The organism is Nocardia sp. NPDC050412 (assembly GCF_044458825.1).
Lineage (GTDB): Bacteria > Actinomycetota > Actinomycetes > Mycobacteriales > Mycobacteriaceae > Nocardia.
Map to the genome: position 1 here is coordinate 776,431 of NZ_JBITIJ010000001.1, position 13,521 is coordinate 789,951.

The 13,521-nt window shown below is 64.5% G+C and carries 9 protein-coding genes; 8 read left to right on the forward strand and 1 reads right to left on the reverse strand.

What is annotated here, in order from left to right:
- The first annotated feature begins 158 nt into the window (after window positions 1-158).
- Window positions 159-1,628, forward strand: coding sequence for a bifunctional phosphatase PAP2/diacylglycerol kinase family protein (locus ACIBI6_RS03605; RefSeq protein WP_396955180.1), 1,470 nt, complete (start codon window positions 159-161; stop codon window positions 1,626-1,628).
- Window positions 1,629-1,637: 9 nt separating this feature from the next.
- Here the strand turns inward: ACIBI6_RS03605 and ACIBI6_RS03610 are convergent, their stop codons facing one another.
- Entirely contained in the window at window positions 1,638-3,098 is a 1,461-nt protein-coding gene (locus ACIBI6_RS03610) for an ornithine decarboxylase (RefSeq protein ID WP_364340682.1), read from the reverse strand.
- A 119-nt stretch (window positions 3,099-3,217) separates the two neighbouring features.
- Between ACIBI6_RS03610 and ACIBI6_RS03615 the strand changes: the two genes are divergently transcribed.
- From ACIBI6_RS03615 to ACIBI6_RS03645, 7 genes are all read left to right on the forward strand, one after another.
- On the forward strand, window positions 3,218-3,772 hold the full coding sequence (locus ACIBI6_RS03615; protein ID WP_364340684.1) for a hemerythrin domain-containing protein: 555 nt from the start codon (window positions 3,218-3,220) through the stop codon (window positions 3,770-3,772).
- Window positions 3,773-3,826: 54 nt separating this feature from the next.
- Window positions 3,827-4,729 carry a helix-turn-helix transcriptional regulator gene (locus ACIBI6_RS03620; RefSeq protein WP_396955181.1) on the forward strand — a complete coding sequence of 301 codons (903 nt, stop codon included), beginning with the start codon at window positions 3,827-3,829 and terminating at the stop codon, window positions 4,727-4,729.
- A gap of 563 nt (window positions 4,730-5,292) precedes the next feature.
- Window positions 5,293-6,534 (forward strand): helix-turn-helix domain-containing protein, encoded by a 1,242-nt coding sequence (locus ACIBI6_RS03625; RefSeq protein WP_364359483.1) that lies wholly within the window; start codon window positions 5,293-5,295, stop codon window positions 6,532-6,534.
- Window positions 6,535-6,669: 135 nt separating this feature from the next.
- Window positions 6,670-8,679: a fatty acid desaturase gene (locus ACIBI6_RS03630; protein ID WP_364359487.1), complete on the forward strand. Its 2,010-nt coding sequence runs from the start codon at window positions 6,670-6,672 to the stop codon at window positions 8,677-8,679.
- Between the two features lie 197 nt (window positions 8,680-8,876).
- Window positions 8,877-10,223 (forward strand): aldehyde dehydrogenase family protein, encoded by a 1,347-nt coding sequence (locus ACIBI6_RS03635; RefSeq protein WP_396955263.1) that lies wholly within the window; start codon window positions 8,877-8,879, stop codon window positions 10,221-10,223.
- Between the two features lie 280 nt (window positions 10,224-10,503).
- Window positions 10,504-12,366 carry a GMC family oxidoreductase gene (locus ACIBI6_RS03640; RefSeq protein ID WP_364359493.1) on the forward strand — a complete coding sequence of 621 codons (1,863 nt, stop codon included), beginning with the start codon at window positions 10,504-10,506 and terminating at the stop codon, window positions 12,364-12,366.
- A gap of 357 nt (window positions 12,367-12,723) precedes the next feature.
- A complete protein-coding gene (locus ACIBI6_RS03645; RefSeq protein ID WP_364359496.1) occupies window positions 12,724-13,521 on the forward strand; it encodes an ABC transporter permease in 798 nt (265 codons plus the stop codon).

Consider the following 13,521-nt stretch of genomic DNA (forward strand, 5'->3'; position numbering starts at 1 on the left):
GCTCATGGGAATCGGTCGATTCCAATGGAATCAGATGATTCCTCTACTTTGCTCCGGGTGTCAAGGCTGAGCGGTGTTATCGCAGGTCAACGGGTCAGCTCTGGATCGCATCGCCCGGGTGCCGAAGCGGACCGCGTGTGGACGGATAGCCTGTGGAGATGCGTAGGCAGTCACCGAAGGCCGCGAGCCACGTGGACGCGTGGCTCGTGGCGCGCAGTGCGCGGGTACGCCCGACCGCCGCCGATCGGTTCCTGCGGACGCTGAGTATGAGCGCCGACCACAGTCGGTTGTGGCTGGCGGTGGCGGCGCTGATGTCGATGAGTGGTCGAGCACCGCGACGGGCGGCCGTGCGCGGGCTGGTCTCGATCGCGCTGGCCAGCTCGGTGGCGAACGGCATCGCGAAGCCGCTGTTTCCGCGCCGCCGACCACCGGATGAATCGGTGCCCTTCGTGCGACGGCTGGTGAAACCGCCGGTGTCCTCCTCGTTCCCCTCCGGTCACTCCGCCTCCGCGGCGGCCTTCGCAACCGGCGTTGCCCTCGAATCTCCCACTGCCGCGGTCATTATCGCGCCGATAGCAGTGGCCGTCGGCTATTCGCGCGTGCACATCGGTGTCCATTGGCCCTCCGATGTGATCGCAGGCGGGGCATTGGGCGCTGCGATCGCACTCGGCACCCGGCGCTGGTGGGCGCAGCGCGACGATGAACCCGCCGAACTGGGCGCGCATGAACGAATCACCCCGATGCGCAACGGATTCGGGCTTCTGCTGGTGATCAATCCGGGTGCGGGTGTTGGCGCCGGCTCCGAACAACTGCGGTTACTACACGAAAGCCTGCCCGCCGCGGAGGTTTTGACGGTCACCGATGATCTCACCACCCAGCTCGACAAACGAGTCGGCCGCGACAATATCGCCGCACTCGGCGTATTCGGTGGCGACGGAACGGTTTCGGCCGTCGCCGCCGCAGCGGTCCAGCATCGGCTGCCACTGGCGGTATTCGCCGGTGGCACCCTCAACCATTTCGCCCGCGATACCGGGGTGGAATGCCTCGAGGACACGGTGGCGGCGTTGGAATCGGGCGACGCGGTCCGAACCGATACCGCCGAAGTGCGATCCGACGGACTCGAGCCACGAACCTTCGTCAATACCGCCAGTCTCGGCGGCTATCCCGACTTCGTCCGCTTCCGTGAACACTGGGAGCCGCGGCTCGGCAAATGGCCCGCCGCGGGAATCGCCATGCTGCGGGTACTGCTGCGGGCCCAGCCGCTGCCGACGACCATCGACGGCACCCGCACAGCCATCTGGATGCTGTTCGTCGGCAACGGCCACTACCACCCCGCTCACCAGATCCCGATGTCGCGCCCCGCATTGCGCCACGGCACCCTCGATATCCGCTATCTGCGCGCGGACCTGCCATTTTCCCGAACCCGACTGATCTGGGCGACCCTCACCGGCACCCTCGACCGTTCCGCGACCTACGTCAACCGCCACGCCGACCGGCTGACCGTGCGCGTCGAGGACGGCCCGGTCGCCCTTGCCGCCGATGGCGAGGTCGACTACCGCGGCGACGACTTCACCTTCACCAGCCGTCCTGCGACGCTCACGCTGTTGCGCCGGGCAGAGCCGAATTGATGCCGCGCGTCACTCGGCGACCACGCGAACCGTCCGCATCGAACTGTCGGCGGCATCCGGCACCACCATTCCGGCGTGCACACCGGTGACCAGGTAGTCGATCACCGCCTCGTTCAGCCGCTCACCGGGCACCGCGACCGGAATACCGGGCGGATACGGCGTGAGCTGCTCGGCGACAATCCGTCCGGCGGCCGACTTCATCTCGATCGTATCGACCGATCCGAAGAACGCGTCGCGTGGAAGCATTGTGGTGTCGAGTTCGAGTTCTTGCGGAGCGGGGAGTCGAATCTGTTCCGGCGCTCGGATTTCCGATGCCGCCGCGCTCAGCGACAGCAGCGCGTCGAGCAACCGCCTGGTGGTGGACTCGTCATCGGCCATCGACAGTGTCGCCATGATGCGGCGATGATCGCTGAGTCCGACGTCGATGCGCGCGTTCTCGCGCAGCCAGTCGGCGCACTGATAGCCGGACAATCCGAGTTCGCTGACATCGATGAGGACCTGCATGCGGTCCAGGTCGTGCGAGGCTTCGGCGCCGAGCAGTTCGTCTTCCAGTACGTGCAATCCCGGAATATCCTCGATATCCGCACGCAACTGCCGGGCCAATTTCAGTGCGGCGCCGAGCAATTCGTGACCGTGCTCGACCATCTGGCGTCGCCAACCGTCCAACGCCGCATACACCATGACATTCGGGCTGGTGGTCATCAACAGATCTGCGCATGCCGAGAGGCGCTCGCGCTCGACGAGGTCGCCCTGCATATGGAAGACCGAACCCTGCTCGAATCCACTGCCCATCTTGTGCACGCTGACCACACAGACATCCGCACCGGCATCCATTGCCCACGTTGGCAATTCCTCATGGAACGGCAGATGTGCACCCCACGCCTCATCGACGATGAGCGGTTTGCCGCGCTCATGGCACACCTCGGCGATACCCCGGATATCGGCGCAGGTCCCGTACGGACTCGGGCTGACGATCAACGCCCCCGCCGCATCCGGATAGCGCTCCCAGGTTTCGCGGATCTGCTCGGGTGACGGCGGATGGGACAGGTGCTGCTCGGCATCCCAGCGCGGGGTGACCCAGCGCGGTTGCACACCCGAGAAGATCAAACCGGCGACGATCGACTTGTGGCTGTCGCGCGCCACCAACAGGCCCGGTGAGCCGCCCGCGACCGCCATCATCGCCGCCTTGACCGACAGTGAACTGCCACAGGTCGAGAAGAACGCGTAATCGGCGCCGACCGCGTCGGCCATCAACTCCTCGGCCCGCGCCAGATAGCCACCACTTGCCTTGCGGTCGTCGAGCCCGCTGTTGCCAAGGACATCCGAACCGAAGGTATCGGCGCCGAGGATGCGCCGCACGCGCTCGTCAGCGCCGCGGCCCTGTCGGTGGCCGGGCGGGGTAAAACCGTATCGTCCCAGCTCACGGTATTCAGCAAGGGCATCGAGTAAAGGAGCTACGGCATGATCCATATGGCCGACCTACCCAGCGGCGCAGGTAGCAAACGGCTCGGTGGTGAGTTTGCCCGTGGCGCGCTGGCCGGCCTTCGGAGGAAGATGTGTAATACCCCGCCGCAGAAATGAGGTGCACGATGGGAAAGCTGGATCAGAACGTGATCGATCTGCTGACTGCCCAGCACGAGCAGATCCGGCGCCTGCTCGAGAAGCTGAAATCGGGCCAGGACGATAAGCGGGAACTGTTCACCGAGCTGGTGCGCCTACTCGCGGTACACGAAACCGCCGAGGAGGAGGTCGTGCACGCGGTGGCGCGGCGCGCGGCCTTCGGCGCCGACGACATTATCGGGCCCAGATTGGCCGAGGAAAACGCGGTGAAGCGCGCACTGGCCGAACTGTACGACATGGGCATCGACCATCCCGATTTCGATGCCAAGCTCGCCGCGTTCGCCGATAAGGTCACCGAACATGCCGCACACGAGGAGATCGAGGAATTCCCCTTCCTGCTCAAGCAGTTCTCGGTGAACCAGCTCGAACGCTGGGCGGGAATGGTGCGCACCGCCGAGCGGCTCGCCCCGACCCGGCCGCATCCGCATGCCGGCGAGAGCGGCTTGGCGAACCTCGTCACGAGCCCGCCGCTGGCCGTATTCGACCGAGCACGGGACGCCCTGCGCGACATGCGCTCACACTGAAACTATTACTGGCAGCACCTGGATACCGCTAGCGGGATCCGGGATGATCACTCTATGGCTGATGTTGTCGACGTTCGTGCGATACGCAAGGCGCGCCGCGCCGAATTGGGCGCCTTCCTGAAGTCGCGCCGCGCCCGGATCACCCCCGACGACGTCGGCCTGCCACCCGGCCCCCGCCGCCGAACCCCTGGCCTGCGCCGCGAGGAAGTCGCACAACTCGCCGGAATAGGCATCACTTGGTACACCTGGCTAGAACAAGGTCGCGAGATCAATGTCAGTGTTCAGGTGTTGAATTCGGTTGCGCGGACGTTGTCGTTGGATGCGGCGGAGAAGGCGCATCTTTATCGACTTGCGGATGTGCCGACGGTGCCGACCGCGCACGCGGGCACCGCTCTGCCAGAAGAACTTCAGGTGATTCTCGATCATCTGGAACCTTTGCCAGGTGTGGTGCTCAGCCCGCGTTATGACGTGCTGGCGCACAATAAGTCGTATGAGGCGCTGTGCCCGGGTTTCGTCAAGGGCGAGCGTAATGTGGCCCGTCGGGTGTTTCTGACCCCGGAGTGTTGCAACACCTATCACCATAATTGGGATGACTTGCGGCGCATGGTCGGTTACCTGCGGGGTTCGTATGCGAAGAATCTCGGTGATCCGGGGTGGGAGGGTTTCATCTCTGAGTTGTGTGCTGAGAGTGAGGCTTTCGCGTCGTTGTGGGCTCGTAATGATGTGGCGGTTCCGGCGAGTCGGACGAAGCAGATCCGTAATTTGGCGGTGGGGGAGTTGGAGATGTTCTTGACGAGCATGTCTCTGCCCTCGCTTCCGCATGCGTGGATGCAGATCTATACCCCGGTCGATGAGGTGGCGTGGGGGAAGTTGCGTGAGTTGTTGGCGATGAGTGAGGAAGAGCGCCAACGGCCTTGGATCGAGCATCGCGAGCAATATCATGCTGCCGCGGGGTAGCGGGAGGCTCGTTGGGTGAGCTGCGGTGGACAATGGTGTCGAGGTGATGGTCCGGAGGGGCATGGAGGATCATCGTTGTGGCGGAGCGGGCACAGTCGGCACAGGCGCTCATTGGTCTGATGTGTAGCTTCCGTGCCAGCAGCGGCGAAGTATGGCGAGTTGTCGTTCCGTAAGGGGCGCAGCCAGTTGTTCTTGGATCTTGTCGAGGTAGGCCGGTTCTTCGGCGGTCCACTCGTGGCCGTCCTCGGCGTTGTCGGTCAGCGGTTGCTCGCTGCTGACGTGCCCGCTTGTTGCCGATAGTGGGTGGTGACTGTCCAACTGGCGTATCGCGTTTCGGCTTCGGGACAGTGGTGGGGAGAATGGGACTGGGGTTACTGTAAGCATGCGGTTGCCTGACTGCGCAACCCGCGTGCTGATTCTCCCTCACCCATGAAACCTTATTGATGAGGGGTTCCGGCCGGACCAGCAGACAGGTCCTCGCGTCTCAGCCACGCAACAACTCCGTTGCTGGGTCGATCGTGAACGGTCGGCTGTAGCAGTTCGGTCGAGGTTAGTGTGCAGATATGGAGGCGCTGGAGCCGGCTCACGGTGTGGAGGCTGGAAGGGGTATTGCTGCGTATTTGCTGGCGAATGTGTCCAGCCTGGCCGACGACATGCAGAGGTACATAGTCGAGCGGATACCGGAGGTCGCTGGGGATGCTGAGCTTCGCGGCCTGACCTTGGGATCGTGCTCGTCGAATCTCGAAGCGGTACTTTCGATGGTTCGCCATGGGATCGATGTAGCGGCGGCGGAGGCGCCGGTAACGGCGCTCGAACACGCGCGAGCAATGGCATCACGGGGGCACAGCGTCGATGTGATGCTGCGGTTCTATCGGTTGGGACATGAGTACTTCACCGAGAAGCTTTCCGAATCGCTCACTGAACGGATCGACGACCCCGCCATCGCGTTGCGGACGTTTGTCGATCTCGAGCGGTACGGGTTTCGATACATCGACCGCATCTCCACTCTTGTGGCTGACGAGTACGTCGCCGAGCTCGACCGACGCCAGAACCAGGCAAGGGCCGAGCGCGCCGATGTCGTGCGCGCCTTGCTCGCTGGGGAACGTGTCGACATCGCCCGGGCCGAACGTGTGCTCGGCCACCGGCTCACCGGTCGGCAGATCGCCTTCGTGTGCTGGGTCGACGACCGTGGCGTCGACCTCGAGGGATTCGCTCGGCAGGTTGGAAGGTTCCTTGGGGCGGGTCACTCGCTCGTCATGGCGGACGGTCCACTCGCGGTGTGGGGATGGGCATCGATCACGGGGGAGGTGAGGACTTCGCTCACGGGCATGGCGACGGAGTTTCCCGGCGAAAGTAAAAACGTTCACATCGCGGTGGGCTCGCCCTATCCGGGGGCTGCCGGCTTCCGTACCTCCCACCTGGAGGCTCTACGCACTCGCCGGGTCATCGAACTGTCCGGTCGCGTGGCGCCATCGATTACTCAGTTCAGCGATGTCGCGTTGGTGGATGCCATCTCGCGTGACCTGGATGCGGCGCGAGCCTTCGTCGCCGCTCAGCTCGGCGCTCTCGCACGCGACGACGCGAAAGAGCGCGGCGAGCGCGCCGCACTCCTGGCTGTGCTCGACGCGCAAGGGAGTCTGGTGATCGCGGCACGCACCTTGGGAATCCACCGGAACACGGTCCTGCAGAGGGTGCGTCGTGCCGAAGAGCGCAGGGGCCGGCCCGCAACTGTCAAGATCGCCGAACTGCACGCCGCCCTCCTCGTCTGCGACGTGCTGGGGGCCTCGGTTTTGCGGGAGTCATAGCCGTACTGACGGAAGCCCGAGTGCGTCGGGATGTGCTCGCAGCACACCGGAGAGGGCTGAGATGGCCTTGTTGACCAATACCAGCCGTTTGTACGTTGTGAGGCATCTCATCCCGAAGCGCGAAGGAGGAGTCAGATGTCGACTACGACTCGACACCCCCAACCCCCAGCAGCCGCCTCGCAGCACGCTTTGCCTGATCCGGGCGAGCAAGTTCCTACGCTGTCCTGGCCGATAGTCGGCATCTTCACATGTGCGCTTGCGCTCTTCGGCGCCTCGACCTGGGCCGCGCTCACCGACGCTTTGCCTGCGATCGCCACCATCGCCGCGAGCTCCGCGGCAATCTTCGTCCTGTTCACCGTGTTGCACGACGCCTCGCATTACTCGATCAGCTCCCATCGCTGGGTCAACGTCGCCTTCGGTCGCGTGGCAATGTTCTTCGTCTCGCCGCTGATCTCATTCAAGTCGTTCGCGTTCATCCATATCGAGCACCACCGCAATACCAATGACGGTGAGTTCGATCCCGATCACTTCGTCAGCGCGGCGCCCTGGTGGCAGCTGCCGATCCGTTTCCCGGCAATGGACCTGCCGTATATCGGTTTCTTGGTGCGTCACCTGCGCCGGCGCCCACGCGCCGAGGTCCTGGAAACGGCGGCGTTGATGACCTTTTCGGTGACGGTGATCGTGGCGGCGGCTTTCGCCGGACAGCTGTGGACGCTCGCGGTGATCTGCCTGATTCCCGGGCGGGTGGCGATGTTCGTGCTCGCGTGGTGGTTCGACTGGCTACCCCACCACGACCTGGAAGACACTCAGCGCGAGAACCGCTATCGCGCGACCCGAAACCGCGTCGGCTCGGAGTGGATCCTGACTCCCCTGCTCTTGTCGCAGAACTACCACCTGGTCCACCACTTGCATCCCTCCATTCCCTTCTACCGCTACGTCGCGGTCTGGCGACGCAATGAGGCCGCCTACCTCGAGCGCGACTCGGCAATAGGCACCGTCTTCGGGCAGCAGCTCGACGCCACGCAGTACCGCGAGTGGAAACGCCTCAACGGCAAACTAGCCGCACTGCTCCCGGTCCGAATGCCGCGTTCCTCCGCGGCACGCCATGCCAGCGCCCACCCGATCCCCGTCACAAGCGTCGAGCCCCTGACTCCGGACAGCGTCAAAGTCACTTTCGACGTTCCCGATCACCTGCGCGACCAGTTCCAATTCCAGGCGGGCCAACACCTGACCGTTCGACACCGCATCGGTGGGCGGGAGCTGCGGCGAAACTACTCGATCTGCACCTCGGCCACATCGGGAGAACTGGCGATCGGAGTACGGCACATCGCGGGCGGGATGTTCTCGACCTTCGCGGTCGAAACGCTGCGAGTCGGTGACGTCCTGGAGCTGATGACGCCCACGGGTAGCTTCGGCGCACCCCTTGATCCACTCGCTCGGCGCGACTATGTCGCGGTGGCGGCAGGGAGCGGCATCACGCCCATCCTGTCCATCATGCGCACCACGATGGAGATCGAGACCGAGAGTCGCTTCATCCTCTTCTACGGCAACAGAACCGCAGAGTCGACCATGTTCGCCTCCGAACTCGATGAGCTCGAATCTCGATATGCAGACCGGTTACGCATATTCCACATCCGCTCAGGCGAGGCGCACCACCCCGCCGCTGTTCGTGGCCGTATCGACCTGGCGATGGTTCAACAGTTGCTCGCCACCGACGTCACTTCGATCGACCGGTGGTACCTGTGCGGCCCGAACGATCTCGTCACGACAATGCGCGAGGACCTCGCATCCGAAGGAGTGCCGACCGAGCGGATACACCTCGAACTGTTCCGCGGCACGAACCGATCCACACACGTCGATGCCTTCCGCGAGTCCGAAGTGACCATCACTCTGTCCGGCGCGCATCACACCGTGGAACTCGCCGCGGGCGAGACCGTCCTCGAATCCGCGCTGAAAAACAATATCGATGCGCCGTATGCCTGTCTTGGCGGCGCGTGTGGCACGTGCAAAGCCAGAATCACAACAGGAGCGGTATCGATGGAGCAAAATTTTGCGCTTACCCCAGCCGAGGTCGACGCCGGCTTCGTACTGACCTGTCAATCTCATCCCACCACCCCAACGGTCGCAGTCGACTACGACAGCTGAGGGACCTCACTCATTCCGGTCAACGACGCACCCTGCACGACAAACACTTTCGTGCCAGCGTCGCGGGCACGGAACTACTTCTCGAACACGGCCTGATTCCGTCGCCGAAGGCGTGACGGAACTCCTCAGAGGTAACGAAGATGTCTATACCGACTACCGCAACAGCGGTCTCCAATTTGCCCGACATCCCCGATGCGATGGCACGGGTTCGCCGCGAGTTCGCCTCGGGCCGGACCCGAGACCGCACTTGGCGTGCGGAGCAGTTGCGGAACGTGATCCGGCTGCTTGATGAGCAGGAGGATCAGATCGTAGCCGCGCTGGCTAGTGATCTTGGACGCAGCCGGGCCGAAGCCTGGTTGGGCGATATATCGTCCACCAGGGGTGAGGCCGTGTTCGCCCTGAAACACCTGCGCCGGTGGATGCGTCGGCGGCGGCAGCCGCTGTCGCTGGTGCAGTATCCGGGTTCGGCCTGGGTGCAGTACGAGCCGCTCGGCGTCGTTCTGGTCATCGGCCCGTGGAATTACCCGGTGTACCTGACTCTTTCGCCGCTGGTGGCCGCGCTCGCCGCGGGGAACTGCGCGGTGCTCAAGCCGTCCGAGTTGGCGCCGGCCACCTCGGCCCTACTGGCTCGGCTGGTTCCGGAATACCTGGACTCCGAGGCGGTCGTCGTGGTCGAGGGCGACGCCCCGGTCACCCAGGAGCTGCTGGCGCAGGGTTTCGACCACGTACTGTTCACCGGCGGCGACCAAATCGGAAGGAAGATCATGGCCGCGGCCGCGGCGACGCTGACTCCGGTGACCTTGGAGCTCGGCGGTAAAAGCCCGGTAATCGTGACCGCCGACGCCGACCTCGCTATCGCGGCCCGCCGGATCGCCTGGGTCAAGTGCGTGAACTCGGGACAGACCTGCATCGCGCCGGACTACGTGCTGGCCGATCACCGTATCCGGGATCGGCTGGTGGACGAGATCGTAGCGGCGATCGAGCAATTCGAGGGGGAGGGGGGCGCAGTCGGCCGCCGGATCGTCAACGAGCGCCAATTCGCCCGACTGGCTACCTATCTCGCGCGGACGCGCGGCACGATCGCGCTGGGCGGGCGGGTCACCGAGGCGTCGTTGTCGATCGAGCCGACCGTGATCGTCGACCCGGATCCCGACGATGCGGTCATGCAGGAGGAGATCTTCGGACCTATCCTGCCGGTGCTGTCGTACGAAAGCCTCGACGATGCGATCTCGTTCGTGAACTCCCGGCCGAAACCGCTTGCCGGGTACTACTTCACGAAATCGGCGGCGGTGGGCGAGCGCCTGGTGGACGAGATCCCGTCCGGCGGTGCGGTGATCAACCATGTTGCCATGCACTGCCTGGTGCCGCAGCTTCCGTTCGGAGGTGTCGGCGCCAGTGGCATGGGCGCCTACCACGGCCGCTGGGGGTTCGAAGCACTCAGTCACCGGAAATCGGTGTTGCGCAAGACCTTCCACCCGGATCTGCAGCTGATCTATCCCCCGTACAGCAAACGGGCGCTGCAAATCCTACGAAAGATCTTCTAGCTACTTGCCCCCGAAAATTCGCCCTGCGAAGGGATCTCTGAGATTCCGAAGACTCCCGCCGATGACCGGAACCCAAACCGACAATCCTCGTGCCGCTGTTCGGGCTGATCCTGTCCCCGCTCCTGATACCCACAGCGGTAGAAATCGCTGGGTGTGGGCGGGACAGGCTACAAGTGAAAGAACCGTGACCGCCTACCGTCGCGAGACCAGCGGTTCGAATCCCTCCGACTTCCGGATGACCTCGCCTCGCCTGAACGCGATCCTGAAAGGTAAAGTGCCCATGACTTTCGATTACGACGTCATAGTCGTCGGCTCGGGCTTCGGTGGCAGCGTGAGCGCGCTGCGCCTGACCGAGAAAGGTTACCGCGTCGGTGTTTTCGAGGCCGGCCGCCGGTTCGCCGACGACGAGTTCCCGCAAACCTCGTGGCGTATCCGGCGCTACCTATGGGCACCGGCGCTGGGATGCTACGGAATTCAGCGGATGACGCTACTCAAGGACACTTTTGTGCTGGCCGGAGCCGGGGTGGGCGGCGGCTCCCTGGTATACGCAAACACCCTGTACGAGCCGCCGGATACCTTCTTTGCCGACGGCCAGTGGGCGCGTATTACCGACTGGAAGGCCGAGCTGGCCGCGCATTACGACCAGGCGAAGCGCATGCTGGGTGTCACTGTCAATCCGGCGATCACGCCTGCGGACCGCGTCATCGCGGAGGTCGCGCAGGACATGGGAATCGCCGACACCTACCAGCGCACACCGGTGGGTGTGTTCTTCGGCGGGCCCGGGCGCCGGCCGGGCGAGGATGTTCCCGACCCGTTCTTCGGCGGCGCCGGGCCGGACCGGCGCGCCTGCACCCACTGCGGCGAATGTATGACCGGCTGCCGGCACAACGCCAAGAACACACTGGTGAAGAACTACCTCTATCTGGCCGAGCAGGCCGGCGCCACCGTGCATCCGCTGACGACAGTGACCGATGTCCGCCCACTGCCGGACGGCGGTTACCAGGTCACCACGGCCCGCACCGGCCGGTGGATGCGCAAGCGGCGGCAGCGATTCACCGCCGAGCAGGTCGTGTTCGCCGCCGCTGCGCTGGGCACGCAGCAGCTGCTGCACCGGCTGCGCGACCGGGGCTCGCTCCCCGACCTGTCCGCCCGGCTCGGGTATTTGACCCGGACCAATTCCGAGGAGCTGCTGGCGGTTCGCAGCCGAGACAAGTCCCGCGACTTCTCCAAGGGCATCGCGATCACCTCCTCCGTCCACCCGGATCCGGACACGCACGTGGAACCGTTGCGATACGGCAAGGGCAGCAACGTCATATCACTGTTGACCACCGTGATGGTCAGCGGCGACGGCCCGCGCGGACTGGACTGGCTGCGTGAACTCGGCCGGAGCCGCCGGGATCTGGTCCGGATCCACAATCCGCGTCGCTGGTCGGAACAGACGATCGGCCTGCTGGTGATGCAGTCGGCGGACAACTCGCTCACCTCCTACACCCGGCGCGGCCTGTTCGGCCGACGCATGACCACCAAACAGGGTGAGGGACAACCGAATCCGGCCTGGATCCCGGCCGGCCACGAGGTCGCGCGGCGGCTGGCCGAGAAGATCGACGGTGTCCCCGCGGCGGCCACCAGCAGCAGCGTCTTCAACATTCCGATGACCGGGCACTTCATCGGCGGCTGCGCTATCGGCGACAGCGCAGAGACCGGCGTCGTCGACCCCTACCACCGGCTGTTCGGTTATCCCGGCCTGCACGTCGTCGACGGATCGACCATCTCGGCGAATCTGGGCGTGAACCCCTCGCTCACCATTACCGCACTGGCTGAACGTGCGATGTCGTTATGGCCCAACCGCGGTCACGCCGATCCGCGCCCCGCACCGGGTGCGGCGTACCAGCGGGTCGCGCCGATCGCGCCCGCGCACCCGGTAGTGCCGCCGGCCGCGCCGGCCGCCCTCCGGCTGCCCATCGTCGGCATCACCAACGGAGACACCGATGGTCGGGCCGACTGGCCGGATGCAGCGTTCGGTGCCGCCACCACTAGCAATTCCGGTAGGAAGCTGCAGGGCCGACCAGGGCCGGTACTGGACGACAGCCCGGCCCGGCCATCGAACTGGACTGCATGTTCCGACAAGGAGATTCACCGGTGAGGACGTCGCTTCGATCCGCCGCTGCGATCACCGACCGGGCCGCTGAGACCGTCCGTGCCGTGCGGACAGAAATAGATCTTCGATGTTGAAAATCCGGCCCACCGAATTCGAGGAGGGCGACCTCGACGCCGGATCTGCAGCTGATCTATCCCCGTACGGCAAACGGGCGCTGCAGATCCTACGAAAGATCTTCTAGGAGGCCGCTGAATCAGCGGTTTTCTGGGTCATCGGTTCGGTGAGTTGTCCGGTGCGGCGACCCGGCCGCTGCGGTTCGCGGCGGGCGGATATGGACAGCGACTTCAGCGCGGTGTGATCGCGGGCCGGTTAATCGGTTTCAGATTTCTGAAAGGTTCAACGATGGTGGAATCCGGCGAGATCTCCTCGCCTGCCCGCTGGGACAGAACACGGTCCGCCGCGGAGGTCGTCCCACGTGCGGTGGGAGAGTTTTTCGGCACCACGCTGGATACCCTGCGGACGCTGCCCCGGCGGCCCTTCCAATTTCGGGAGTTCGTTCATCAGGCCTGGTTCATCGCCAGTGTATCGATTATGCCGACCTTGCTGATCGCGATCCCGTTCTGCGTCATGGTGATCTTTCAGATCAATGTGCTGCTCAACGAGATCGGAGCCATCGACCTGTCCGGCGCTGGCGCCGGAATCGCCGTGATTCGCGAGATCGGTCCGGTAGCAACCGTTTTGGTGGTGGCCGGTGCAGGCGCGACGGCGATCTGTGCGGACTTGGGCGCACGGACCATCCGCGAGGAGATCGACGCGATGCGGGTGCTGGGCATCGACCCGATACATCGGCTCGTCGTGCCTCGGGTGCTCGCCTCCACGGTCGTCGCGCTGTTCTTGAACGGACTGGTCACCGCAGTCGGCCTGGCCGGTGGCTACCTCTACGCGGTCTATCTCCAGGGCGCGACACCCGGCCAGTTCATTACCGCGATTCCGCTTTTGACCGGGATACCGGATCTGCTGGTCAGCGAGCTCAAAGCCGGGATATTCGGGCTGTTGGCCGCGCTGGTCGCATGCCATCTGGGTCTACATGCGAAGGGCGGCCCGAAAGGGGTCGGGGACGCCGTCAATCAGACCGTCGTTTTCAGCTTCGTCTTGTTATTCCTGGCCAACTCCATCATCACCACCCTGTGGCTGCAATGA

Coding starts and splice junctions, on each gene's coding strand:
- ACIBI6_RS03615 (WP_364340684.1), top strand. CDS start 3,218: ATGGGAAAGCTGGATCAGAACGTGATCGATCTGCTGACTGCCCAGCAC.
- ACIBI6_RS03640 (WP_364359493.1), top strand. CDS start 10,504: ATGACTTTCGATTACGACGTCATAGTCGTCGGCTCGGGCTTCGGTGGC.
- ACIBI6_RS03610 (WP_364340682.1), bottom strand. CDS start 3,098: ATGGATCATGCCGTAGCTCCTTTACTCGATGCCCTTGCTGAATACCGT.
- ACIBI6_RS03645 (WP_364359496.1), top strand. CDS start 12,724: ATGGTGGAATCCGGCGAGATCTCCTCGCCTGCCCGCTGGGACAGAACA.
- ACIBI6_RS03635 (WP_396955263.1), top strand. CDS start 8,877: ATGGCACGGGTTCGCCGCGAGTTCGCCTCGGGCCGGACCCGAGACCGC.
- ACIBI6_RS03625 (WP_364359483.1), top strand. CDS start 5,293: ATGGAGGCGCTGGAGCCGGCTCACGGTGTGGAGGCTGGAAGGGGTATT.
- ACIBI6_RS03620 (WP_396955181.1), top strand. CDS start 3,827: ATGGCTGATGTTGTCGACGTTCGTGCGATACGCAAGGCGCGCCGCGCC.
- ACIBI6_RS03630 (WP_364359487.1), top strand. CDS start 6,670: ATGTCGACTACGACTCGACACCCCCAACCCCCAGCAGCCGCCTCGCAG.
- ACIBI6_RS03605 (WP_396955180.1), top strand. CDS start 159: ATGCGTAGGCAGTCACCGAAGGCCGCGAGCCACGTGGACGCGTGGCTC.